Annotated in this window: 23 protein-coding genes; 10 read left to right on the top strand and 13 right to left on the bottom strand. The window is 72.8% G+C overall.

The genetic code is table 11. The features are described 5' to 3' along the window. Positions 1-114: 114 nt before the first annotated feature. Positions 115-849: a hypothetical protein gene (locus BKD26_RS39375; RefSeq protein WP_107418020.1), complete on the bottom strand. Its 735-nt coding sequence runs from the start codon at positions 847-849 to the stop codon at positions 115-117. Positions 850-1,171: 322 nt separating this feature from the next. On the opposite strand from BKD26_RS39375, the gene BKD26_RS27170 reads away from it, so the two are divergent. Next, positions 1,172-2,740: a hypothetical protein gene (locus tag BKD26_RS27170; RefSeq protein ID WP_084903254.1), complete on the top strand. Its 1,569-nt coding sequence runs from the start codon at positions 1,172-1,174 to the stop codon at positions 2,738-2,740. A gap of 21 nt (positions 2,741-2,761) precedes the next feature. Here BKD26_RS27170 and BKD26_RS27165 read toward each other — a convergent pair whose 3' ends face one another. Further along, positions 2,762-3,790 carry an SDR family oxidoreductase gene (locus tag BKD26_RS27165; RefSeq protein ID WP_084903252.1) on the bottom strand — a complete coding sequence of 343 codons (1,029 nt, stop codon included), beginning with the start codon at positions 3,788-3,790 and terminating at the stop codon, positions 2,762-2,764. 203 nt (positions 3,791-3,993) lie between these two features. On the opposite strand from BKD26_RS27165, the gene BKD26_RS27160 reads away from it, so the two are divergent. After that, positions 3,994-4,776 (top strand): SDR family oxidoreductase, encoded by a 783-nt coding sequence (locus BKD26_RS27160; protein WP_084903249.1) that lies wholly within the window; start codon positions 3,994-3,996, stop codon positions 4,774-4,776. 163 nt (positions 4,777-4,939) lie between these two features. Then, positions 4,940-6,400, top strand: coding sequence for a SpoIIE family protein phosphatase (locus BKD26_RS27155; RefSeq protein WP_084903245.1), 1,461 nt, complete (start codon positions 4,940-4,942; stop codon positions 6,398-6,400). 227 nt (positions 6,401-6,627) lie between these two features. On the opposite strand, the gene BKD26_RS27150 is transcribed toward BKD26_RS27155, so the two are convergent. Then, entirely contained in the window at positions 6,628-8,121 is a 1,494-nt protein-coding gene (locus BKD26_RS27150; RefSeq protein WP_073756128.1) for a hypothetical protein, read from the bottom strand. 234 nt (positions 8,122-8,355) lie between these two features. Here BKD26_RS27150 and BKD26_RS27145 point away from each other — a divergent pair, with 234 nt between their 5' ends. After that, positions 8,356-9,474: an aminoglycoside phosphotransferase family protein gene (locus BKD26_RS27145; RefSeq protein WP_084903243.1), complete on the top strand. Its 1,119-nt coding sequence runs from the start codon at positions 8,356-8,358 to the stop codon at positions 9,472-9,474. A 114-nt stretch (positions 9,475-9,588) separates the two neighbouring features. On the opposite strand, the gene BKD26_RS27140 is transcribed toward BKD26_RS27145, so the two are convergent. Beyond that, positions 9,589-9,909, bottom strand: a complete 321-nt coding sequence (locus tag BKD26_RS27140; protein WP_084903240.1) for an ANTAR domain-containing protein — start codon at positions 9,907-9,909, stop codon at positions 9,589-9,591. A 42-nt stretch (positions 9,910-9,951) separates the two neighbouring features. Next, a complete protein-coding gene (locus BKD26_RS27135) occupies positions 9,952-10,335 on the bottom strand; it encodes a hypothetical protein (RefSeq protein WP_084903238.1) in 384 nt (127 codons plus the stop codon). A 233-nt stretch (positions 10,336-10,568) separates the two neighbouring features. Here BKD26_RS27135 and BKD26_RS27130 point away from each other — a divergent pair, with 233 nt between their 5' ends. The 4 genes from BKD26_RS27130 (at position 10,569) to BKD26_RS27115 (ending at position 17,366) form a co-directional block, all read left to right on the top strand. Further along, positions 10,569-10,853, top strand: coding sequence for a GlsB/YeaQ/YmgE family stress response membrane protein (locus tag BKD26_RS27130; protein WP_073756124.1), 285 nt, complete (start codon positions 10,569-10,571; stop codon positions 10,851-10,853). Between the two features lie 111 nt (positions 10,854-10,964). Beyond that, complete coding sequence (locus tag BKD26_RS27125; RefSeq protein ID WP_084903235.1) at positions 10,965-12,722, top strand: PP2C family protein-serine/threonine phosphatase; 1,758 nt, start codon at positions 10,965-10,967, stop codon at positions 12,720-12,722. A 248-nt stretch (positions 12,723-12,970) separates the two neighbouring features. After that, a complete protein-coding gene (locus BKD26_RS27120) occupies positions 12,971-14,848 on the top strand; it encodes a peptidoglycan recognition family protein (protein WP_241518866.1) in 1,878 nt (625 codons plus the stop codon). Positions 14,849-15,029: 181 nt separating this feature from the next. Next, positions 15,030-17,366, top strand: a complete 2,337-nt coding sequence (locus BKD26_RS27115) for a terpene synthase family protein (RefSeq protein WP_241518865.1) — start codon at positions 15,030-15,032, stop codon at positions 17,364-17,366. A gap of 27 nt (positions 17,367-17,393) precedes the next feature. Here BKD26_RS27115 and BKD26_RS27110 read toward each other — a convergent pair whose 3' ends face one another. The 4 genes from BKD26_RS27110 to BKD26_RS27095 all read right to left on the bottom strand — a co-directional run bounded on the left by BKD26_RS27110 (position 17,394) and on the right by BKD26_RS27095 (position 19,597). Next, on the bottom strand, positions 17,394-17,783 hold the full coding sequence (locus BKD26_RS27110) for an RNA-binding S4 domain-containing protein (RefSeq protein WP_084903230.1): 390 nt from the start codon (positions 17,781-17,783) through the stop codon (positions 17,394-17,396). A gap of 35 nt (positions 17,784-17,818) precedes the next feature. Further along, a complete protein-coding gene (locus BKD26_RS27105) occupies positions 17,819-18,319 on the bottom strand; it encodes a hypothetical protein (protein ID WP_064070633.1) in 501 nt (166 codons plus the stop codon). Positions 18,320-18,454: 135 nt separating this feature from the next. Continuing rightward, positions 18,455-18,856, bottom strand: a complete 402-nt coding sequence (locus tag BKD26_RS27100) for an ACT domain-containing protein (RefSeq protein ID WP_084903357.1) — start codon at positions 18,854-18,856, stop codon at positions 18,455-18,457. Positions 18,857-18,961: 105 nt separating this feature from the next. Then, positions 18,962-19,597 carry an ABATE domain-containing protein gene (locus BKD26_RS27095; protein WP_084903228.1) on the bottom strand — a complete coding sequence of 212 codons (636 nt, stop codon included), beginning with the start codon at positions 19,595-19,597 and terminating at the stop codon, positions 18,962-18,964. Positions 19,598-19,684: 87 nt separating this feature from the next. On the opposite strand from BKD26_RS27095, the gene BKD26_RS27090 reads away from it, so the two are divergent. Next, positions 19,685-20,062 carry a PadR family transcriptional regulator gene (locus BKD26_RS27090; RefSeq protein ID WP_084903354.1) on the top strand — a complete coding sequence of 126 codons (378 nt, stop codon included), beginning with the start codon at positions 19,685-19,687 and terminating at the stop codon, positions 20,060-20,062. After that, positions 20,059-20,631, top strand: a complete 573-nt coding sequence (locus BKD26_RS27085) for a hypothetical protein (RefSeq protein WP_084903225.1) — start codon at positions 20,059-20,061, stop codon at positions 20,629-20,631. The genes BKD26_RS27090 and BKD26_RS27085 overlap by 4 nt, the downstream gene beginning before the upstream one ends. Here the strand turns inward: BKD26_RS27085 and BKD26_RS27080 are convergent. The 4 genes from BKD26_RS27080 to BKD26_RS27065 all read right to left on the bottom strand — a co-directional run bounded on the left by BKD26_RS27080 (position 20,624) and on the right by BKD26_RS27065 (position 24,190). Beyond that, complete coding sequence (locus tag BKD26_RS27080) at positions 20,624-20,866, bottom strand: DUF397 domain-containing protein (RefSeq protein WP_084903223.1); 243 nt, start codon at positions 20,864-20,866, stop codon at positions 20,624-20,626. The two genes, BKD26_RS27085 and BKD26_RS27080, sit on opposite strands and share 8 nt — an antisense overlap. Before the next feature lie 102 nt (positions 20,867-20,968). Continuing rightward, positions 20,969-22,138: a thiolase domain-containing protein gene (locus BKD26_RS27075; protein ID WP_084903220.1), complete on the bottom strand. Its 1,170-nt coding sequence runs from the start codon at positions 22,136-22,138 to the stop codon at positions 20,969-20,971. Beyond that, entirely contained in the window at positions 22,128-23,207 is a 1,080-nt protein-coding gene (locus tag BKD26_RS27070) for a thiolase domain-containing protein (RefSeq protein WP_084903218.1), read from the bottom strand. Before BKD26_RS27070 ends, BKD26_RS27075 begins: the two co-directional genes overlap by 11 nt. After that, complete coding sequence (locus tag BKD26_RS27065) at positions 23,204-24,190, bottom strand: OB-fold nucleic acid binding domain-containing protein (RefSeq protein WP_084903215.1); 987 nt, start codon at positions 24,188-24,190, stop codon at positions 23,204-23,206. The genes BKD26_RS27070 and BKD26_RS27065 overlap by 4 nt, the downstream gene beginning before the upstream one ends. Positions 24,191-24,378 lie beyond the last annotated feature (188 nt).

The raw sequence follows: 24,378 nt of genomic DNA, 5'->3' as shown, positions 1-24,378 counted from the left end.
GCCTATGTGCGGGGCTCATGGGCTGGGCCCATGGCAGGGGCTACGGGCCGGGCTCATGGGCGGGGACTACGAGCGGGCGCCATGGACCGGCGCTGCGGGCAGGCGCCATGGACGCTACGCCGGGAAGCCTTCCAGGAGGGCGCGCCGCTGGGCCTCCTCGCGTTCCAGGACCTCGGCCAGGATGCCGGTGTCGCGCCTGCGGCTGATCGCGTCCCGTACCAGTGACGCCAGCGCGTCGGGCGGCAGCGCCTCGGCCTGGGTGGTGGACGTGCCCGGGAAGGAGCGCCGGTCACTGGCCTTCACCGGGGCCGTGGGCAGGCCGAACTCGGCGATCTGGTCCTCGGTGACGGCCAGCCGGTCGAAGTGCATGGTCACGTCGGGGGCGTCGAGCGCGGCGAAGGCCGTCACGTCCTCGGCGAGTGCCGTGAACAGGTGCAGCCCCGTGGGGTCCCAGTCGCCGATCACCATGATCCGTACGGAGGAGTGGCCGCCCACGGCGGCCCGCTGGGCGGCGGCGCGCCTGGCGGAGAGCCCGGCGGCGGACGCGTACACGGGCACGCCCCAGGGATCGGTGACGGTGGCCAGTTGTGGCACCAGGCCCGCCGTGCCGCACCAGACCTCCAGCCTGGACTCCTGGCCTGCCTGGCGGTCGAGGCGGAAGCCGCGGGCGGCGTCCAGCTGGGCCCGGCGGTACTCGTCGGGCCCGTCATAGGCGACGGGTTCCACGGCGGCGTCCGTGCCGTCACGGATCGCCAGCCACGAGACACGGCCGGAGCGGCGGGCCATGCCGAGAAGGTCGACGAGACGCTTGTACGTACGCTCCTGCTTCGCGAGGACTCCGCGGGACACCGCCGCGTACCATATTTGACGTATCGTCAACGGTAACTGTGCGGCATATCTGCCGAGGATGAACTCGACGGCGGCCAGCAACTCCTGTGTCGCGGGGCGTGGTTGCCAGTCGGGCTGATAACCGCGAGGACGCCTGTCCGGCACCGTTGCCCCCTTCACCTGATCCAGTGTGTGTACGTCGGGACGCCTGGGCGTCCCGCGCTCTCCTGTCGGTCTGCCCACTGGGGGCGGCGGCGTCACCTGTCACCCGGGCGGGTGGTGACCGATCGGCCACCGCCTGTCGGGGTGCGGTGGCGCGGGCGGGCCGCCCGATGATGCGGCGATGACCTCCGTACGCGCCGCCTGGCCCGCCGTCGCCGTCCTGCTCGCCGCCGTGCTGCCGGTGCCGCCCGGCGCCGTGCCGGACGCCGCCGCCGCGCACGAGGGGGCGGGGCAGCGGGAGGCCACGGCGGCCGAGCGGCGGGTGGCGCGGGAGCTGGCGGGGCTGCGGGACCGGCCGGGCGCGCGGCGGGCGTTCTTCCGGGCCCTGCCCAAAGGCGGCGACCTGCACAACCACCTGTTCGGGGCCGCCTCGACCGAGTTCCTGATCGAGCTGGCCGGGCGGGACGCGCTGTGCGTCGACACCAGGACGATGACCGCCGTACGGCCTCCCTGCGGCCCGGGGACGCGTCCGGCGGCTCACGCGCGCGTGGACGCGGATTTCCGGCGGCGGATCGTCCGGGCCTGGTCGATGCAGGACTTCCCGCCGGACCGGCCCGGGCACGACCACTTCTTCGCCACCTTCGGCAGGTTCGCGGAGGTTGCCCGGCGGGGCCACGGCCGGGTGCTGGCCGAGGTGGCGGACTCGGTGGCGCGCCAGAACCAGGTCCACCTGGAGACCATGGTGTCGCCGGTCGCCGGCGAGGCGGAACGGGTCGCCGACGAGGTCGGGTTCGATCCGGACCTGGGCCGGCTGCACGGCAGGCTGCTGGCGGGCGGGCGGATGGACCGGCTGGTGGCGCTGGCCCGGGCGGAGGCGGACGCGGGCGACGCCCAGTTCCGGTCGGCGGCGCGCTGCGGGACGGCCCGGCCGGGGCCCGGCTGCGGCCTGAGCGTACGGTTCATCTCCCAGGCGTACCGCGGGAGCGCGCCGGAGCGGGTGTTCACGCAGCTGGTGCTGGGGATGGAGCTCGCCGAGCGGGACGAGCGGTTCGTCGCCGTGAACCTGGTGCAGCCGGAGGACGGCGAGCGGGCGCTGCGCGACTACCGCCTGCACATGTCGATGCTGGACCTGCTGCACCGCCGCTACCCGCGCGCCCACATCACGCTCCACGCGGGCGAGCTGGTACCGGGCCTGGTGAAGCCGCGCGAGCTGACGTTCCACATCACGGAAGCCGTACGCACGGGTCGCGCCGAGCGGATCGGGCACGGGGTGTCGGTGCGCCACGAGGCCGGCCGGGAGCGGCTGCTGCGGACCATGGCCGAGCGCGAGATCGCCGTGGAGACGCCGCTGACCAGCAACGACCAGATTCTCGGCGTACGCGGCGCGGAGCATCCCTTCCTGACATACCGGCGCCATGGCGTCCCGGTGGTCCTGGCGACCGACGACCCGGGGGTGTCGCGTACCGACATCAGCCGTGAGTACGAGCGGGCGGCGCTGACCTACGGGCTCGGGTATCCGGAGCTGAAGGATCTGGCGCGCGCCTCGCTGGAGTACGCGTTCCTGCCGGGGCGGAGCCTTTGGCGCACGGTGACCGGCCCGCACGCGTACACCCCCGTACGCGTGTGCCGGCACGAGCGGCCGGGCGGCCACGCCCTGGGCCCGGTGTGCGCGCGGTTCCTGCGCGCGAGCCCCAGGGCGGCCGTGCAGTGGCGCCAGGAGGTGGCCTTCGCCGCGTTCGAGCGCCGTTGAGGCGGGTCCCCGCCGGGGCGGTCAGCTCGCCTTGCGGCCCGCGAGGGGGGCGGTGTCCATGCCGGCGCCGCTGCGCATCCCCCGCAGCATCTCCTCGATGGCTTCCAGGGAGGTGCGCTCGGGGCGCCACCCCAGCTCGTCACGGGCGCGTGTGCAGTCCAGCATCGGCAGGCGCAGCACGGCGTCGAAGAGCTGCGGGGAGGCGGGGATCAGGCGCAGCCCCCACCCGGCGGCCAGCGCGGCGCGGATGGCCGGCCGTGGCAGCCGGACCACGCGGGCGTCGAGGAGGTCGGCGAGCTGCTGCGCGTCGAGGGCCGGCTCGGCGGCCAGGTTGAAGGCACCGCTCACATCCTTGGTGACCGCGAGCCGGTAGGCCTGGGCCGCGTCGTCGGTGTGCAGGGCCTGGAAGCGCAGGCCGGGAATGTCGGGGACGACGGGGATCGTCTTGGGCCCGGCGAGCTGGCCCGGCATGAACCGGCCGGCGAAGATCCGCCGCTGTTCGCTCCCCGACTCCTCCTTGAACAGGAACGCCGGGCGCATCCGCACCACCCGCACCCCGGGGTTGCGGGCCTCGAAGGCGTCCAGGACCCGTTCCAGGTAGGCCTTCTCCCGGCAGTACGCGGCCTCCGGCCAGCCGTGCGTGGGCCATGACTCGTCGACCGCGCCGTCCTTCGGCCCCGGCGAGTAGGCGCCCACCGAGGAGGCGTGGATGAGCACGGGCGCGCCGGCGGCGGAGACGTCCCGGAACACCTTGAGGCTGCCGAGGACGTTGGTGCGCCAGGTGGCCACCGCGTCGTGCGTGGGCTGGAAGGCCCAGGCCAGGTGGATCACGGCGTCGGCGCCCTCGAAGTGCCTGACGAGGTCGGTCCCCTCGTCCCGCAAATCCACCTCGGCCCAGTCGGTCTTCGGCGGCGACCAGCCGGGCAGCCTGCGGGCCAGGCCCAGTACGGATGCGATCTGGGGGTCGGCGGCGAGGGCCGCCACCACACTCGTGCCGACATTTCCGGTGGCTCCAGTGACGACGACCCGCTTCCCGGCGTTCATATTCACGGCTCCTGTCCTCCGACGGCTCGACATCGGTCACCGGCCCGGGGGCCCGGCGCCGGAAGGCCCGGGTACCCGCTGTGCGGCACTCCACGTCGTACGAGCGGTGTGTGCGCACGGTGGCGCCCCCGCCGGCGCTTCCGGCGACGGGGGAGCGGGAAGGGATGCATGGGACGCGGGGGACCGCACGCGAGAAGGGAAACCGGCGGATGCAGGTGAATCTCACGGGCAGGACGGCGCTGGTCACCGGCTCGACGCAGGGCATCGGCGCGGCGATCGCCACCGCCCTGGCGCGCTCGGGGGCGACGGTGGCGGTCAACGGGCGCACCTCGGACAGTGTCACGGCCGCCGTGAAGCGGCTGCGGGCGGAGGTCCCCGACGCCGAGGTGGTCCCCGTTGCCGCGGACATCGCCACCGGGGAGGGCGCGGAGCTGCTGCCCGAGGTGGACATCCTCGTCAACAACCTGGGCATCTTCGAGCCGCGGCCCGCCCTGGAGATCACGGACGAGGAGTGGCGGCGGTACTTCGAGGTGAACGTGCTCGCGGCGGTGCGGCTGACCCGCGCGTACCTGCCGGGCATGACGGGCCGCGGCTGGGGCCGTGTCCAGTACATCGCCAGTGACTCGGCCGTCGTGATCCCGGCCGAGATGATCCACTACGGCATGTCCAAGACGGCGCTGCTGGCAGTGAGCCGCGGCTTCGCCAAGGAGGCCGCCGGGACGGGCGTCACCGTCAACGCGGTCATCGCCGGACCCACTCACACGGGTGGGGTCGAGGACTTCGTCCACGAACTGGTGGACCGGGACCTGGCATGGGACGAGGCCCAACGCGTGTTCATGCGCAGGCACCGGCCGCAGTCCCTGTTGCAGCGGCTGATCGAGCCGGAGGAGATCGCGCACATGGTGGTCTACCTGAGCTCCCCGCAGGCGTCGGCGACGACCGGTGCAGCGGTGCGGGTCGACGGCGGCTATGTGGATTCGATCCTGCCGTGATCCACCGCATGGCCGGTTACCACCGGGCCTTTGGCATATGCCGTAAGCACCACCGTATCGAGTGTTGCCAAACCCCTTACAGGCAGTCTCCGCCTGTGCAACAGTCGTAATCGGTCCTTGTTTTGACGACCCTGGCCGCGCCGCGCCCGTATCGGAGTACGACATGCCGTCCCATCTGTTCGCGGACCGTCCCGCCCCACAGCCGCCCGAGCGCGGCACGCTGGACGCCCTGATCTCGCAGACCCGTCGGCTGCGCGGAGACGTCGATGCCGTGCGCCGGGACGCCGTGGCGGACGAGGACGACCCGCAGGGCCGCTGGCAGCGCGCACTGTGTGACCTCGCGGTCCACCAGCTCGACGATCTGGGTGCGCAGTTGGGCCAGCTCAAGGAAGGCGTTCCCACCCCCCTCGGAGAGCCGGTGGAGCCGGCGGAGCCGTACGGAAGCGTGGGCACCGACGAGGTGGCGGCGGACCCGCCGCCCACCGGGTCGCTGCTCAGCCGGGTCGGCAGCGCGGAGTGGAATCTCCTCACCGACGAGGTGAGCTGGTCCGACGAGCTGTACGTCATTTTCGGCCGCTCCCCCGACGCCGGGCCCATGACCCTGGACGAGCTGCCCTCCATGGTGTTCGCCGAGGACCAGTCGCTGCTGACCGCGATGGTGACGGGCTGTCTGATCGACGGCAAGCCCATCGACGGCGAGTTCCGGATCGTCCGTACGGACGGCCGGGTGCGCACCCTGCACATGATGGGCGAGCCCGTCCTCGACGTCGACGGGTGCACCGCGTCGATGTGGGCGGTTTTACGGGACGTCAGCGAGCTGCGCCGCAGTGAGCGGGCCGTGCGCGAGACACGCGACTCGCTCCAGCGCCGCCGGCACATCGAACGGACCGAGCACCGGATGGCCGTGGAACTGCAGGAGGCGGTCCTGCCGCCGTGGCGCGGTTCCTCCGGCTTCCCCCACGGGGGGCCGGCCGGCCTGGACCTGGCGGGGCAGTACCTGCCGTCCGGGTCCAGCGCGACGATCGGCGGCGACTGGTACGACGCACTGGAACTGCCGGACGGCGACGCGCTGCTGACCGTGGGCGACCTGACCGGGCACGGGGTGTCCGCGACGTCCACGATGGCGATGCTGCTGGGTGCCCTGCGCGGCATGGCGGTCGCCGGAATCCGCCCCGGGGCCCTGATGGGCTACCTCAACCAGGTGCTGGACTCCTCCTCGCAGCCCGCCCTGGGCAGTGCGGTGTGCTGCCGCTACGACCCACGGACCCGGACGCTCACCTGGGCGCAGGCCGGGCACCCCGCCCCGCTGCTGTTCCGCGGCGGGACGGGGTACGCGCTGACGCGTCCGGAAGGAGCCCTGCTGGGGGCGACGGCCGGGGCGGCGTACGAGCAGGCCGAGGTCCGGCTGCTGCCCGGGGACCTGCTGGTGCTGCACACGGACGGGCTGACCCGCGGTCCGGGTGACACGTCTCGTAGGGACACATTGCTGGAGCTGGCACCGCGGTTCGCCCGGGCGCGCGATGCGCAGGAGTGTGTGCGGACGGTGGTGGAGGAGTTCGGTCGCTCACCGCGTGAGGGCGACGCGTGTGTGATGGTCGCCAGGGTCGGCGGCGGCCGGTCGTGAGTCCGTGCCCATGCGTCGTGTTCCGTACGGTCGCGATGCGTGGGCGCGGTCGTTGATGTGTGGGGCCGGGATCGTAGGAAGTGGTGCGGCGCGCCGGCATGCGGCGCCGAACGCGGGTCGTAGGAAGTGGTGCGGCGCACCGGCATGCGGCGGCCGAGCGACCGCTGGGCAGTGACGGTGAGCCGTGATGGTGGTACGTCGGCGTGCGGGCGACCGCCCGGGTGTCGTCAGACCTGGCCGCGCCGGGACCGCTTCGCCGTGCTCTTCGGCATGGCCAGCTGGATCTCCTCGCGGAGGTCCTCGATCTTCGAGTAGCCCGCGTACTGTCCGGTGAGCCGGTACATCTCCCGCAGCCGGTCCCAGGTGCGCTGGGAGGACGTCTCGCCCATCGACATCAGGGCGAGCCGCGCGTACCGGTCGGCCTGTTCGGGGTCGTCCGCGATGAAGCACGCCGACGCCATGGAGAGGTAGTCGAAGATCTTCGATCGCTGCCGGCCGTCGTTGCGCAGTGCCAGCGCCTTCTGCGCGAAGTACTGCGCCTGCCGGGCCGCGGCCGGCTCGTGCTCGGCCAGCGTCCGGTAGGCGAGCGCCTGCATGCCGTACAGGTCCTCGCTCCTGAAGGTCTGCATCCAGCTCGGCAGGGGCACGTCGGCCTTGTCGGAGACGAACAGTTCCTCGGCCTCGCCCAGGGTGCGGCGCATCGCCTGGCCGCGGCCCATGGACGCCTGTGCCCAGGCCTCGATGGTGTGCAGCATGGCCTGCGTACGCGGCAGGATCTCCTCGCCCGAGCCGGACCTGGCGAGCTTCATCAGGTCCAGGGCCTCGTCGGGGCGGCCCAGGTGGACCATCTGGCGGGCGGCGCGGGAGAGGGCCTCACCGGCGCGCGGCCGGTCACCGCCCTCACGCGCCGCGTGGGCGGCGATGACGAAGTACTTCTGGGCGGTGGGCTCCAGGCCCACGTCGTGGGACATCCACCCGGCGAGGACCGCCAGGTTGGCGGCGACGCCCCAGAGCCGGCGCTGGAGGTGATCGGGGTGGCGGTAGGCGAGCATGCCGCCCACCTCGTTGAGCTGGCCGACGACGGCCTTGCGCTGGAGCCCGCCGCCACGGGCGGCGTCCCAGGCGCGGAACACTTCGACGGAGCGCTCCAGCGCCTCGATCTCCTGGGACCCGATGGGGGCGGCCTCGTAGCGGTCGAAACCGGCGGGGTCGGCATGCAGGGGATCGTCGAGGCGGGGGGCGTCGGCGGCGAGAGCGGGGTCGGTGTGGAGCCAGTCGTGCATGGCGCTGGTGAGTGCGGAGCCTGCGGCGAGCGCGGCGCCCGCGCCCACCAAGCCGCGTCGGTTGAGCATGAGGTCCATTCCCGTGAATTCGGTGAGGACCGCAGCCGTACGCTCGGGCGCCCAGGGCAGCCCGTCAGGGTTGTCGGTGTTCCTGACGTCCCGCCGTTTCCCGGCGCGCCCGTGTCGTACGAACCCGAGGTCCTCGATGGTCACGACACGGCCGAGTCGCTCGGTGAACAGGGCTGCCAGCACCCGGGGTACGGGATCGCGCGGGGTCTCCCCCATGTCGATCCAGCGCCGGACCCGCGAGGTGTCGGTCGCCAGCTGGGGGTGGCCCATGGCCGCCGCCTGCCGGTTCACGAGTCTTGCGAGTTCCCCTTTGGACCAGCCGGCCAGGCCGAACAGGTCTGCAAGGCGGGTGTTGGGTTCTCCGGTCACGTCAAGCCCCCAGGTTCTCGGCTGAGTTGACACTAACCCGCTGTCATAGGGCTGGCGACTATTCGCCAGGGTTCGCCAGGGTCCGCCAGATGGTGTGCCACCCGCGCCCGGGTGTCAGGTAGGAAAGCGCCACCCCGCCCCGGCAACCGGCCCTCATTCCCCAGGGTGTCGGCCGGTTGCCGGGACGGGGCAGCGTACGCAAATCGTCGGCGCACGAAGGGATCTGTCTCGCCCATGTACACAGCATCGTCCTCCGTGTCCGCCCCGCCCCGGCCGCAGCGCACCGTCCCGGCCGGCAGCGGACCGTATCTGGATCCCACCCAGGCGGGTCGGGCCCGGCGCTGGGCGGGGACGGTGGCCGGACCGCTCAGCGGGAGAATCGACTTGTCCGGCACCCAGGGCGCGCAGCTGCGGAAGGTGATCGCGTCGGTGCACCGGATCTGCCCGGAGTTCAACCCGGTGCAGGTGATGCGGCGCAGCGGCCGCTCGGTCCTGCTCGTCGGGACAACCGGACGCGCCACCGCCGTCGCCAAGTGTTTACTGGACCACTCCCCCGCGTGGGTCGAGCGGTTCCGCCACGAGATCGCCGCCTACCGGGCCTTCGTACGGCACCGGCCCCCGGTGCGGGTGCCGCGGCTGATCGCGGCGGATCCCGACAACTGCACCCTGGTGATCGAACGGATGCCGGGCCGGGCCGCGGCCCTCACACGTCACCCGCTGGACGCGCCGCCCCGGGCCGATCTGCGGGCCGCGCTCGGCGCGATCAGGCGGCTCAACGGGTGGCGGCCGCCGGCCGGGACGTTCGACGCCCCACTCGACTACGGCTCGCGGATCTCCCGTTACCACGAGCTGGGCCTGTTCACCGACCGGGACCGGGACGACCTGCAGAAGCTGCTGCACGGGCTGGCGCACGCGGGCGGGCGCCAGGGCATGGGCCAGTTCTGTCACGGGGACGCGCTGCTCTCCAACATCCTGCTGTCGCCGGCCGGTCCCGTGCTGGTCGACTGGGAGCACGCCGGGTGGTACCTGCCGGGCTACGACCTGGCGACGCTGTGGGCGGTGCTGGGCGACGCCTCCGCGGCCCGGCGTCACATCAGTCAGCTGGCCCAGCGTGAGGGCCCGACGGCACGGGACGCGTTCCTGGTGAACCTGATGCTGGTGCTGACGCGGGAGATCCGTACGTACGAGACGGCCGTGCAGCGCACGATACGCGAAGCGCCACCCGTCGGTTCGGTGCCGGCCGCGCCGGGGGCGGTGTCGACCGGGGAGGAGCAGCGGCTGCTGCTGCGGCGGCTGCACGATGACTGCGCACTGGCACGGCGGGCCGTGCGCGCGGCGGTCGGCACACGCTGACCGGCGACGAGGGGGAAGCGCGCTGTGTGACCGGTGCCGACACACCGGGCACGCAGCGCGCTGTCGTACGCCCGCCCGGCCAGGGAGCGGGATCGGGCGCGCCGACGAACCGACTCAGCCGGTACCTGGCCGGCTGCAGGCCGCCCGCCCGGGCACGTCCGCCCGGGCACGGTGAAGGGCCCGGGTGAACGGGGCGCGCAGCCGGGGCGGCAGCGGGCGGCCGTGGGCGGTGGCGACCAGGGCGGCGGCGACGTCGCGCAGCTTGGTGTTGCCGTGCTGGGAGGTTTCCACCAGGACCTGCCACGCCTGTTCGGCCGGGCAGGGTGTGAGCGCCATGACCATGCCCTGGGCCTGGTCGATGACGGCACGGCTGTCGAGGGCCTGGCGCAGTTGGGTCACCTCGGTGGCGAGGCGGGTGAGTTCGTTCTGCTTCACGTACGCGGATCCTTGGTGCGGGCCGGTGCGGGCCGGGCGGGGTCACGGGTGGCTGATCACCAGGGGCGGGCTGCAGGCCGCGGCGGGCAGCTCCGGCGAGGTGATCAGGACGCGGTACGGCCCCGAGGGCAGGTCGGGTACGACGACGGAGGTGCCCAGGGCGCGGGGGTCGACGTGCGCGGCGAGGAGCACGGCCGGGGTCCAGCCCTCGTCGGTGCGCCGTTCGAGCATCACGTCACAGGGGTGCCACAGGGCGCCGGTGTACTGCCAGCTGATCCGGTGCCGTTCCACACAGGTCCAGCGGGTCCCCTCCGCGGGGCTGCGGACGTGCAGCGAGTCCGGGCGCTGCGGCGGCAGGACGCGGGACGGGCAGAACCGGTCGGTGGCGCGCAGGAGTCGGGCCTTGGTACGGGCCATCCACTTCATGGGCGGTTCTCTTCTCTTCGGTGAGCGGCTGCCGTTGGTGTTGCCGGTACGGGACGGGGGCAAGCACGCCGACCGGCCTGTCCGTTACGGGACTTTCGGCTCGTTCGGGCCGGGCCGTTCGGCCCTGCGCCGGGTGGGTGAAGGCCACCGGTGTTTATCGCCCCCCGGTGCGGCAACGCGGTGAAAGGTCCCGCCGCGACGCGCGGCGTGCGGAAACCTATGGGAGGTCGAGAATGGGAATCATCGCGTGGATCATCATCGGGCTGCTCGCCGGGGCGATCGCCAAGGCGCTGATGCCGGGACGGGACCCGGGCGGCATCCTGGTGACCATGCTGATCGGCATCGTGGGCGGTCTGCTGGGCGGCTGGCTGGGCAAGGTCATCTTCGGCGTGGAGTCGATCGACGGCTTCTTCGACCTGTCGACCTGGATCGCCGCGATCGTCGGTTCAGTGATCGTTCTCGCCCTCTACCGGGTCTTCACCGGGCGGGGACACCGGGGACACGGGGTTCACGCCTGACCCCGAACGGAGTACGAGGAGAAAGGCCGTCACCATGAACCTTCCCGGCACCGGTACGAGAACGGCTCCGGCCGCCGGGGCGACGGTGAGCGCCGGGGGCGTGGCGCCCTCATGATCCGGTCGCACACCGCCGATGTGGCGTCGCTGAAGGCGTTCATCGAGCGCGAGATCACGACGCTGCGGGCGGAGGTGCGCCGCAGGGCGGAGACGGCCGGCGTGGCGGAGCCCTCGGCCGGCCGGGCCCCCGGCGAGGCGGCAGCGCCGTCGCCGGAGGCCGACGGCCGGGGTGGGAAGGCCCAGTGCCCGTGCGGCCAGGGCCACGGCGCCCCGCACACGTGCGTGGACGCCGGTGAGGGGCACGACCCCCGGACGTGCCTGTGCGCGGCGCTGCCGGCCATTCCGGTGTCGGCGGCGCTGCTGACGCCGGTGCGGGACGACTCCGGTGGCATCACGGACTTCGTCATCCGCGCCGGCAATCACATTCGCTCGGCCGAATGGCTGGTCTCGCCCGACCAGCAGGTGGGCCAGCGGTTCTTCGGGGAGGCCCGCCCGGGAGCGGCCGCCGGCGGGCTGCTGGCCGCGCTCAAGGAGGTCATGGCGACGGGCCGCGCCTTGAACGGCCTGGTCGTGGACTACACCGAGGAGCGGTACGGCACGCTCAGGCGCGTCCAGCTGGTGCATTACGCGTCGTCCTGCGGCGACCGGGTGCTGACGACGTGGCGCCCGGTGCGCAGCCAGGCGGAGCTCCTCACCATCGACGCGCAGCACCTGGCGTCCATGGGGTGGGGGCACTGGGACCTGCTGTCCGGGTCGGTGACGTGGTCGGAGGGGCTGCAGCGGATCTTCCGTACGGATCCGGCGCTGCCGTGGTCGCTGCTGGAGCTGTGCGACGCGCTGGTGCCGGCCGATGTGGGGCCGTTCGGCGAGTTCATCGCCTCCGTGCTGGCCGGTGAGGAGCCGGCCTGGACCCGGATCAGGTTCCTGGTGCTGGGCGAGATCCGGACGGTCGACCTGCTGGGCCGCCCGGTGGCGGGCACGGACGGCCGGCCCTGGGCGCTGCAGATCGTGGCCCGTGACCTCACTCCCCAGATACGCAGCCGCCGCCGGCTGGTGGAGAAGCAGGTGGAGACGGAGCAGCTGAGGCAGCAGGCCGCGGCGGAGCGGCACGTCGCCTCGGCGCTGCGGGAGGCACTGCTCCCGACGTACTCCGAGGGGCTGGCGGAGCTGGGCCTGACCGTGGCGGCGGCCTATCTGCCCGCCGAGCCGGACGCCGCGGTGGGCGGCGACTGGTACAAGTGCCGGCCGCTGGCGGACGGCCGGGCGCTGATCGCCATCGGGGACGCGAGCGGGCACGGTCTGGAGGCGGTCGCCCGGATGGCCCAGCAGCGGCATGCGACGGCGGGGCTCGCCCAGACGGAGGCGTGCGCCGGGGACGTCACCACCTGGCTGAACGAGCTGGTGTGCAGTGACCCCACCTCGGCGACGGCGACCATGGCAGTCGGGCACATTGGCGCCGACCGGGTCTTCCGGTGGACGTGTGCGGGACACCCTGCGCCGCTGCTGCTGCGTGAGGGGCGCGCGTACGCGCTGCCGACGGAGCACCGAGGGCCGCTGCTGGGTGTGCTGCCGGGGCACGCCTACGAAACGGCGGAGTTCCCGCTGGAGCGGGGTGATGTGCTGCTGCTCTACACCGACGGGGTGGTCGAGCGGCGGGGCCAGGACATCACCGAGGGCATCAACGCGCTGACGGGGCTGCTGGCGGCGAGCAGCGGTCTGCCCCCGCGGCGGATCGTCGACCGGCTCACCGAGGAGTACGAGCGCGGCGTCCACGACGACGACGCATGCCTGCTCGCGGTCCGGGTGGACTGAGCCGACCGGCCGGCCGGGCGTCATTGGTGCACTCCGGTGATGTGCCGCAGGCAGGCGCGCCTGACGACGTGAAACCTCGGGCGTCAACGCGCTGACACGGCAACTTCTCTGGGTGGACCCCTGATTGACGGGCGGTCCGGCAGCCGATACCCCTGTACGGGTCCTGCCGCACACCACCCGTCCAGGAGGCCGCCTTGCCCGCTCCGGCTCGTCGACACGTACGACGCTCAAGGACAGCGGGCGCCGCGGTGGCGTCCGTCGCGCTGCTGCTGCCGCTGGTCTCGGCGGCCCCGTCCGCGACCGCCGGGCGGCCGCCCGCCTCCGGGACGTCGCCCGACTCCGGGGCGTCGCCCGACTCCGGGGCGTTGCAGGACGACTTCGCCGCGGCCGCCGCCGAGTACGGGGTGCCGCAGAGCGTGCTGCTCGCCGTCTCGTACCTGCAGTCCCGCTGGGACGGGCACGGTGGCGCACCGAGCGTCACCGGCGGCTACGGGCCGATGCACCTCACCGACGCGCGCACCGCGCTCGCCTCGGCGCCGCACCACTCGCACGGCACGGAGGACGCGCGCGGCGACACCTCCCGTACCGCGAAGCACGGGACACCCGCCGAGCTGCCCGGGCCGTCGGCCTTACCGGCCCGGCTGCGGACGCTGGAGCGGGCGGCCGGGCTGTCCGGGCTCTCCCCCGAGCGGCTGCGCACCAGCACGGCCGCCAACATCCGCGGCGGCGCGGCCCTCCTGGCGGCCGCCCAGCGGGAGCTCGGCCGGCCGGCGAGCGTCGACCCCGGCGACTGGTACGGCGCGGTGGCGCGCTACTCGGGTGCCGACGACACGGCGACCGCGACGACGTACGCCGACGACGTGTACGACATCATCCGTTCGGGTGAGCGTCGGACGACGGACAGCGGGCAGGTGGTGGCCCTGCCCGCCGACCCGGACGTCGCTCCGGAGACCACGCAGGCCGCCGGGCTCGGGCTGCGGACGGCCGCGACGGACGGGACGGAGTGTCCGAGGACGGTGGCGTGCGAGTGGGTCCCGGCTCCGTACGAGGAGTTCGGCGAGGGCGACTACGGCAACCACGACAAGGCGGACCGGCCCGCGTCCCAGTCGGTCGACCACATCGTCGTCCACGACACCGAGGCGACCTGGGACGTGACGCTGAAACTGGTGCAGGACCCGGAGTATGTGTCCTGGCACTACTCGGTGCGGTCGTCCGACGGGCACATCGCCCAGCACGTACCGCTGAAGGACGTCGGCTGGCACGCGGGCAACTGGTACGTGAACGCCAAGGCGGTGGGCCTGGAGCACGAGGGTTTCCTGGTGGCGCCGGACGCCTGGTACACGGAGGCGATGTACCGCACGTCCGCGCGGCTGGTGCGGTACCTGGCGAAGCGGTACGGCATTCCGCTGGACCGGCAGCACATCCTGGGCCACGACAATGTGCCGGGACCGACCGCCACGACGGTCCGGGGCATGCACACGGACCCGGGACCGTACTGGGACTGGGCGCACTACTTCGAACTGCTGGGCCGGCCGTTCACACCGACCGCCGGGCCGCGGGCCGCGGTCGTGACGATCCGCCCCCGCTACACCGCCCACCAGCCGCTCTACACGGGCTGCGCGAAGCCCGGTGAGGCCTGCCCGCCGCACGGCAGCGGCGCCGTCCGGCTCCACACGGAGCCCGGCGAGAGCACCCCTCTTGTCAAGGACATCGGGCTGCGGCCGGGCGGCCAGGAGTCGACCGTCGACGTCAACGACACGGGCGCGCGGGCCTCGACGGGCCAGCAGTACGCGGTGGCGGAGCGGCACGGGGAGTGGACGGCGATCTGGTACCTGGGCCAGAAGGCCTGGTTCCACAACCCCCGTACGCGGCCGACCGCTGTGGGCGCGCGCGGCTGGGTCCTGACGCCGGGGGAGGGCCTTGCTGACATCCCGGTGTACGGGCGGGCCTACCCCGAGGCGTCCGCCTACCCGGCGGGGGTGCCGGTCCAGGCGGTGTCACCGTTGCCGTACAGGCTCCTGGCGGGCCAGCGGTACGTGGTCGGTGACCGGGTACCGGGCGAGTACTCCTACGCCCCGGCCTTCGACGCGTCCGGGCACCGGGTCGTGCGGGGCGAGGAGGCGTAGTACCAGATCCAGTTCGGGCACCGGGTGGCCTTCGTGAAGGCGTCGGACGTGACCGTCTCACGCGCATGACCCCACCACACCAAAACGTTCATATGACTAATGCGGCTCGCGGCGTGGATCATGCCGGCTGGGGGTAGGGGGTGGCCCGGTATGTCCACCTTCACCGAAAGGCCCCGCACGCATGGCACAGCCCTTCGTTCTGCCGGATTTCTACATGCCCTATCCGGCACGCCTCAATCCCCACGTGGAGGCCGCCCGTTCCCACACCAGGCAGTGGGCCCGGCGGATGGGGATGCTGGAGGGGTCGGGAATCTGGGAGGAACACGACCTCGACTCCCACGACTACGCCCTGCTGTGCGCCTACACCCACCCGGACTGCGACGCCGACGCCCTGTCCCTGGTCACCGACTGGTACGTGTGGGTGTTCTTCTTCGACGACCACTTCCTGGAGGTCTTCAAGCGCACCCAGGACCTGGCGGGCGGCAAGGCGTATCTGGACCGGATGCCGGCCTTCATGCCGCTGGACCTCGCCCAGGACATGCCCGGGCCGGCGAACCCGGTGGAGGCGGGGCTCGCCGACCTGTGGGCGCGGACCGTGCCGAGCATGTCGACCGGCTGGCGCTCCCGGTTCGCGGAAGCGACCGAGAACCTGCTCAACGAGTCCCTGTGGGAACTGGCGAACATGAACGAGGGGCGGATCGCCAACCCCGTCGAGTACATCGAGATGCGGCGCAAGGTCGGTGGCGCGCCCTGGTCGGCGGGGCTGGTGGAGTACGCGGCGGGCGCCGAGGTGCCCGAGCCGGTGGCGGACTCCCGGCCGCTGCGGGTGCTGCGCGACGCGTTCGCCGACGCCGTGCACCTGCGCAACGACCTGTTCTCCTACCAGCGTGAGGTCGAGGACGAGGGCGAGAACAGCAACGGCGTCCTGGTGCTGGAGAAGTTCCTGCGCTGTACGACACAGGAAGCGGCCGAGGCGGTCAACGACCTGCTGACCTCACGGTGGCAGCAGTTCGAGAACACCGCGCTGACCGAGGTACCCGGGCTGTGCCTGGAGAAGGGCCTGAGCCCGGACGAGTGCGCCGCGATCGCCGCGTACACCAAGGGGCTTCAGGACTGGCAGTCGGGCGGCCATGAATGGCACATGCGCTCCAGCCGCTATATGAACGAGGGCGCGCTGGGCGGACCGTCGATGTTCAGCGGGGTCCTCGGCACGTCGGCACTCGACATCACGACGCTCTTCGGCCGGCCGGCCGCGGCGCGGGCGCGCAGCCTCACCCACGTACCGCATCAGCAGGTCGGCCCCTCGCTGCTGCCGGAGTTCGACCTGCCGTACCCGCTCTCGCTCAGCCCGCACCACGAGGACGCCCGCGCCGAGTCCATCGCCTGGGCGGGCCGGATGGGGCTGCTGGACGACATCTGGGACGAGCCGATGCTGGCCGGTTTCGACTTCGCGCTCTGCTCGGCCGGCCTCGACCCGGACGCCACCGTCGAGGAGCTGGAGCTGAGCGCCGAATGGCTGACCTGGGGGACGTACGGGGACGACTACTACCCGCTCGTGTTCGGGCGGCCGCGTGACCTCGACGGGGCGAAGCTGTGCACCGAGCGGCTGAAGACCTGCATGCCCGTCACCGCCCCCGAGGCCGGGGCGGCGGCGGCGAAGAGCCCGATGGAGCGCGCGCTCGCCGATCTGTGGGGACGCACCGCGGGGCCGATGGGGCCGGAGGCGCGTGCCTCGCTGCGCCGGGCGATGGACGACATGCTGGACAGCTGGCTGTGGGAGCTGCACAACCAGGCCCAGCACCGGGTGCCCGATCCGGTCGACTACATCGAGATGCGGCGCCTGACGTTCGGCTCGGATCTCACCATGAGCCTGTCGCGGCTGCGGCACCAGCACGCTCTGCCGCCGGAGGTGCTGCGGAGCGGGACGATGCGGAGCCTGGAGAACTCCGTGTCGGACTACGCCACGATGGTCAATGACCTCTTCTCGTACCAGAAGGAGATCGAGGTCGAGGGTGAGGTGCACAACGGGGTGCTGGTGGTGCAGTCCTTCTTCAACTGCGACTACCGCACGGGTGTGTCGATCATCGACGATCTGATGCGGAGCCGGCTGCGCCAGTTCGAGCATGTGAAGGAGCATGAACTGCCGGTGCTGAGCGAGCGGTTCGAGCTCGGCCGGGAGGCCAGGGCCGCCCTCACCGCGTATGTGCGGGAGCTGGAGGACTGGCTCGCCGGGATCCTCAACTGGCACCGCAACGTACGCCGCTACCGGGACGAGGACGTCCGCTCGGGTGCCGGTACGGCCCGGCTGCGGACCGGGGGCTTGGTAGGCCTGGCGGGCCGGGCGGTGCCGGGCTCGGGCGTGCCGGGTGGTTCCGGCATGCCGGAGCCGGGTCTCGCGAGTGCCGGGGTTGCGGGTGCCGGGCTTGCGGGCCATGACCTCGCGAGCGCCGCGCTTCCGACCGGGCCGACGGGGCTGGGGACCTCGGCGGCCCGGCTGGCGGGGTTGTTCACGTCGTAGCCGCTGCCGCGCGACCGCGGTGGTGGATCAAGACGGGCGGATGCCGCGGAGCTGGTCCAGTTCGCGGCGTTCCCGCTTGGTGGGGCGACCGGTGCCGCGGTCGCGTACGCCCGCCAGGGCGACGTGCTCGCGGGGCGGCGGGGGCGGGCTGTTGTCGACGTACGCCTCGGCGGCCACGGGCGCACCGACACGCTTGGTGAGCACCTGCTTCACCTCGACGATGCGCTCGCGGCCGGCGTGGAACAGCCGGACCTCGTCGCCGGGCTTGACGGGCTGGGCGGGCTTGGCGCGCTCGCCGTTGACGCGTACGTGCCCGGCCCGGCACGCGGTGGCGGCCTGCGAGCGCGTCTTGGTGAGCCGTACGGCCCAGATCCAGCTGTCGACCCGCGCGGTCGGGTTCCCTTCGTGTGCTGCCATGGTGCCGACTTTAATCCGGCCCGGGGTGGAACAGCTCAGCCCTGCTGGAAGAGCTCCGCGGGCAGCGGCTTGAGCAGCGCGTACAGGTCGTCCGTGATCGGCCGGTCCCAGCTGGCGATGGTGACCAGCACGTTGTCGCTGCGGTCGAACTGCACGCAGGAGATCCGGCTCTCGGAGAGCTTGAGACGGCGCACGATGAGCAGGTTGTCGCCCTGCATGACCGGTACGTCCTCGGTCTCGACGACCTCGACCGGCTCGTCGTTCTCCAGCGCCGCCAGGAGCTGCGCGACCTCGAAGGGGATCTGTCCCTCCGCGAGCTCGCGCGCCGGGGAGCCCTCGGGGAGGTTGCCGATGATCATCGCGGGGCCACGGCCGCCGAACAGGTCGTACCGCAGGAAGACGCCCTGGCAGGTGCCGTCGGGAGCGGGGAGGAGACCGGCGCCGAGGTTGCCGGGCCAGTCGCCCGGGTCCATGGCCAGGACGTCGAAGTCCGGGCCCGCGGGTGTGGCGGCGCTGCGGCGGCGGAGGAAGGACATGCCGCCATGGTACGTGCCCGGACCCCCGAACCGGCCCCCGGCCCCATGCGTCCCGCCCCCGGCACGGCCCCGTCGCACGGCCCGCGGGGGTGTCCGTGATTCACCGCTTCGGGCGACGCCCTCCGGGCGTGCCGGTCAGGCGGAGCGTTCCGCCAGGTGGCGCAGTGCCGTGAGGGCCTCGCCCACTCTGGCGTATTCGACGAAGAGGTGGTCGTGGTGGAAGCCCGCCACGACATTGCAGCTCAGGCCGGCGTCGGCGAGTTCCCGGGCGACGGCGGCGGTCAGCCCCACGGCGTCCAGCGCGGAGTGGACACGGAGGGTGATCCAGCCGGCCACGTAGTCGTACGGGAGCGAGGCGGCGTCCGCCTCGTCCTGCGGTACGACCAGGGTCAGGCCCTCCGATTCGGTGACGGTGACGACGGGGTGCAGGCCGGGTGGGACGGCTGGGCCGTCGACGGTGGCGAAGACGAAGTGCCCGGGGTTCAGCTCGGGCCGCATACCGGCGAGCAGCCGGGTCAGATCACGCTCTCCAGTCATGATCGCCACCCTAGGCCCCCTGGGCCGGGCATGCGCCGTCAGGCACGGTGGGCCCTCAGGCACGGTGGCCGTCCAGCACGGTGGGCCGTCAGGCACGGTTGGCCGTCAGGCACGGTGGCGGTCGTGGTGGCGGGCGACGCGGGCGCGGTTGCCGCAGGAGGGCTTGCACCACTCCTGGCGCGGATGCTCCTTGAGGAAGTACCGCACGCAGCGCGGGGCGTGGCAGGCCCGCAGCCGGGTGCGGTCCGGTCCGGCGAGGAAGGCGATGGCGTCGTGGGCCAGGGCGGCGCCCAGCGCGTCCCGGGCGGAGACCGGCCGGACGGGACGCCGGACGGCCACAGGGCCGGCTTCGTCGGTCCAGGTCGGGTGGGGTACGGCGGGGGCGGCGGCCGCGGCCTCGTTGAGCCGCCGCAGCGCGGTGTCGACGGGCAGCAGGTGCCGGGCGTCGGCGGGGCTGGGGTCGCCCCGCACGGCGCGGGCGAACAGGGCGCGCACGGCGGCGCGGAGGTCGCGTACGGCCGCGAGGGTGTCGTGGCCGGGGACGGAGTCGGCGGCGAAGTCGAAGGAGAAGGTGCCCGCGCCGGCGACCGGCACGGCGACGGGTACGGCAGCCAAGGCGTCCGCGAGTTCCCGGACCCAGCGGCCGAGTCCGTCCGGGCGCTCGAGATCGTCGGCCACGCCGCCCTGGCCGTCGTGACGGATGGTGAGGGCGAGGTCCAGCGCGAGCGGGTGTACGGCCATGCGGCCAACGGAAGCGCGTCGGTCGGCCATTATCGTACGGCGCAAGTGTCTTGCGCGGCATGAGAGTGCGTGACTATCATGTACCGCATGACAAAGGAGCTTCCGGCGACCGGTGACCAGCGGCGCAGTCAGCTTCTGCGCGGAGTGCTCGACCTGTGTCTGCTGTCGCTGATCGCCCAACGGCCCCGGTACGGCTATGAGTTCGTGGAGGCTCTCGCCGAGAGCGGGCTGGAGCTCGTCAGCGAAGGCAGTATTTATCCCTTGCTCGCGCGGATGGAGCGGGCGGAGCTGGTCGAGTCGTACCGCGCCGCGTCGTCGAGCGGCGGGGCACCGCGCAAGTACTACCGGCTGACCGAAGCCGGCCGGGCCGAGCTGACCCGTGGCCGGGCCGTCTGGGGGGAGTTCACCACGCAGGCCGGCCGGGTCCTGACCGACAACGAAAAGACGGGGGAAACGACACCATGACCAACGAGCGGGTATTGGCGGTCTGCCGCGCCAACTGGGAGTACCGCGGCATCGACAACGCCTCCGTGCGCGAGATGCTCGCCGAGCTGTCCGCACACCTGGAGGACGCCGCGGCGGCGGGGCGCGGACCGCAGGCCGTGGTCGGCGACGACGTCACGGCGTTCGCCGCGTCCTGGGCGCGGGCCCGGCAGCCACTGCGCCGGAGGGCGGCGCGGATCGCGGCCATAGTGCCGTTCGTGGTCGGGGTGCTGATGCTGGTCTCCCACCTGCTGTGGCGGACCACCACGCTTCCTGTCACCGTCGGCCGCCTCGCTCTGATCGGGGCCGTCGCGGCGGTCACGGTGACCGTGGAGCTGCGGCGCGGTTCGCTGGGGATGGCCAAGAGCTGGCTGGTAGCGGCCGTCGTCGGCCTGCCGGTCGCGCTGGCGGCCGACATGCTGGCCGGCGACGAGCCGCTGTTCCCCATGCCGCTGTGGGTCACGGCCCTGCTGATACTGCCGGGACTCGCACTCGCCGTCACCGACACACGTGCCCGGCAGCAGGTGGACCGGGAAGTCACCGTCAGGTGAGGTCGAACTCCCCCTCCCTGGCATTGAGCACGAAGGCGCGCCACTCGGCGGGGGTGAAGATCAGCGACGGGCTCTCGGGACGGCCGCCGTTGCGCATCGCGATGAATCCCTCGACGAAGGCGATCTGGACGTCGCCCGCCCCCTGACTGCCCGATTGCCAGTCCGCGTTGCTGAGGTCGAGGTCCGGCTTCTCCCAGCCTGCGAGCTGCTGCTGGGTGGTGATGGTCTCCGCCACGTGCCTGCTCCTCCCGGTTCGTCGTCCGGGCTCAGACTAGCCATCGGGGCCGGTCACGGACAGGGCGCGGCGCGCGACCGGCATACGGTGGTTCTGCGGCGTTCAGGAGGCCGGTGGTTCGGCACCGACCAGCCACATGGAGAAGAACTGGGCGCCGCCGCCGTAGGCGTGCCCCAGCGCGCGGCGGGCTCCGGGCACCTGGTGCTCCCCCGCCTGACCGCGCACCTGGAGCGCCGCCTCGGCGAATCGGATCATGCCGGAGGCACCGATGGGGTTGGTGGACAGGACGCCGCCCGAGGGGTTCACGGGCAGATCGCCGTCGAGTTCGGTCACACCCGACTCGGTGAGCTTCCAGCCCTCTCCCTCGGCGGCGAAGCCCAGGTTCTCCAGCCACATCGGCTCGTACCAGGAGAACGGCACGTACATCTCCACCGCGTCGATCTCCCGGCGCGGGTCGGCGATCTGGGCCTGCCGGTAGACGTCGGCCGCACAGTCCTTGCCGGCCTGCGGCGAGACGAAGTCCTTGCCCGCGAACATCGTCGGCTCGCTGCGCATGGCACCACCGTGCACCCAGGCCGGTGGCCTCGGCGAACGGGCCGCGCCGGCCCGGTCGGTGAGGACGAGGGCGCAAGCGCCGTCGGAGGAGGGGCAGGTCTCGGAGTAGCGGATGGGGTCCCAGAGCATCGGGGACGCCTGGACCTTCTCCAGGGTGATGTCGTGCTCGTGGAGGTGCGCGTACGGGTTCTTCAGCGCGTTGCGCCGGTCCTTGTAGGCGACGAGGGAGCCGATCGTGTCCGGTGCGCCGGTGCGGCGCATGTAGGCGCGCACGTGCGGGGCGAAGAAGCCGCCCGCGCCGGCGAGCAGCGGCTGCTGGAACGGAACGGGCAGCGACAGGCCCCACATGGCGTTGGACTCCGACTGCTTTTCGAAGGCGAGAGTGAGGACGGTGGAGTGGACCCGTGCGGCAACGAGGTTGGCCGCGACGAGTGCGGTGGAGCCGCCGACCGAGCCGGCGGTGTGGACGCGCAGCATCGGCTTGCCGACCGCGCCCAGGGCGTCGGCCAGATACAGCTCCGGCATCATCACGCCCTCGAAGAAGTCGGGGGCCTTGCCGATGACGACGGCGTCGATGTCCGCCCAGGTCAGTTCGGCGTCCAGCAGGGCACGGTGGGCGGCCTCCCTGACGAGTCCGGCGAGGGAGACGTCACGGCGGGCGGCGACGTGCTTGGTCTGGCCGACGCCGACGACGGCCACGGGCTCCTTATGCGGCACGGGGCTCTCCTTCCAGGACGGCGACCAGGTTCTGCTGGAGGCAGGGGCCGGAGGTGGCGTGGGCGAGGGCGCGGTCGGAGGTGCCCCGGTGGATACGGGCGGCGGCCTCCCCGAGCCGGATGAGGCCCGCCGCCATGACGGGGTTGGCAGCGAGGGGGCCACCGGAGGGGTTGATGTCCACCGTGTCGTCGAGCTGGAGCACCTTGCGCAGGATCACCTCCTGGGAGGTGAACGGGGCGTGCAGCTCGGCGGTGTCGACGGGCCGGTCGAAGGCACCGGCGCGCTCGGCGGCGAGGCGGGTGGAGGGCGAGTCGGTGAGGTCCCGCACGCCGAGGCCGTGCGGTTCGATGCGGTGGTCGATGCCGCGGATCCAGGCGGGCCGGTCGCACAGCTCGCGCGCCCTGTCCCCGGCGGCGAGGACGACGGCGGCGGCACCGTCGCCGATGGGCGGGCAGTCGCCGGTGCGCAGGGGGCGGACCAGGTAGTCGCCCTGCGGGCGGGGGCCCTTGAGCTGGGCCTGCGGGTTGTGGGCGGTGGCTGCGGCCCGGTTGCGGGCGGCGATGGTGGCGAGCTGCGGTTCGTCGGTCTCGCCCGCGTCGATCAGCGCCTGGGCCTGGAGGGCGGCGAGGGAGACGGAGTCCGGCCAGAGGGGGGCGAGGTAGTAGGGGTCGAGCTGGCGGGTGAGCACATCCCTGAGAGGGCCGGGGGACGACTTGCCGTACGCGTAGACGAGGGCGGTGTCGGCCTCGCCGGTCAGCAGCTTCACCCACGCCTCGTACAGCGCCCAGGCGCCGTCCATCTCCACGTGCGACTCGGAAATGGGCGGCCAGGCACCGACGCCGTCCAGGGCCATGGTGAAGGAGAAGGCACGACCCGCGAGATAGTCGGAGGAACCGGAGCAGGTGAAGCCGATGTCGCCGGTCTTCAGGCCGGTGTCGGCCAGTACCTGATGCAGGACCGGCATGAGCATCTCGACCTCGGAGAGCTCGTCGGTGCGGCGGCGGTGCGCGGTCTGGGCGAAGGCGACGATCGCGATGTCCCTGGCGGGTTCCCTGGCCGGTGGCGTCACAGGAGCTCCTTGTAGGTGTCGTAGTCGGCGTCCGGTTCGCCGGTGGGGCGGTAGTGGTCGGGGTAGCGGCTGCCCTCTGTCCAGACCGGTTCGACCCGCAGGCCCATGCGCACCTGGTCGTACGGGATGCCGCCGATACGGCCGTGCAGGGCGAGGTCGGCGCCGTCGAGGGCGATGTGGGCGTAGACGTACGGCACCTCGATGTCAAGGTTCTTGGCCTTGATGTTGACGATGCAGTACGTGGTGACGGTGCCGCGCGGGCCGACCTCGACCTGCTCGGTGGTGGCGACGCCGCACGTCGGGCAGGCGCCGCGGGGCGGGACGTACACCTTGCGGCAGGAGGGGCAGCGCTCTCCGACGGCGCGGCGGTCGGCGAGGGCGTGGAGGTAGCCGGTCTGGGCGCGGCCGGGCGAGTAGGTGTAGTCGAGGCGGGCGGGGGCGACGATGCCGGTGACGGGGTCGGTGAACTGGCCGGTGTGGGGCCGGGGTTGGGGGCCACTGGCGTTGTCGGCGTCGTTGCACGGTTCGCCGTCGTACGGTTCGAAGCAGGCGATGTCGGTGATGGCGCCCGTTCGGTGCGGTGCCCAGCGGACGCGGACGCGCGTTCCGGTGCGTACGGTGTCGGGGCCGCCGGGTGCGTCCAGGGCGTGCAGGAGGGCGGTGTCCGCGCCGTCGAGCCTGACCAGAACCCAGGCGAAGGGGTGGTCCAGGGGCTGGCCGCGACGGGGCTCCGGGTTCCAGGCCCAGGTGGTGACGGTGCCGGTGGGGGCGACCTCGACGAGGTCACGTATCTCCTCGGCGGTGACCGGGTCGTACTCGACGGGCGGGACGAGGACCCTGCCGTCGGTGGTGCGTACGCCGAGGACGGTGCGTTCGCGCAGGCCGGTGAGGAAGGCGGACTGGACGGGACCGAGGGAGCGGGTGAAGGGGAACTCCACGACCAGCGGGGCGCGGAGCGCCTCGGGTGTGGGGGCGGCTGTCATGGGCGGTGCTCCGATCTCCGCGCGCGGCGCGGCGCGGCGGGCGCGGATCGCTGGGGCGCGGGTGGGCGGGTGGCTGCGGCCGTGGGGTGGCTCCGGCCGGTGGAGCCGGAGCCGCTGCCGGTCGGGCGGGGCGGTTCCCGCCGGTGGGTGGGGGCTTCTTCCAGTGAGTGGGGGGCGTGGCCCCCTCC

It is taken from the genome of Streptomyces sp. CB03238 (genome assembly GCF_002099185.1).
Classification (GTDB): Bacteria; Actinomycetota; Actinomycetes; order Streptomycetales; family Streptomycetaceae; genus Streptomyces.
Note: the sequence above shows the minus strand (reverse complement) of the source record. Positions and strands in the feature narration are given on the sequence as shown.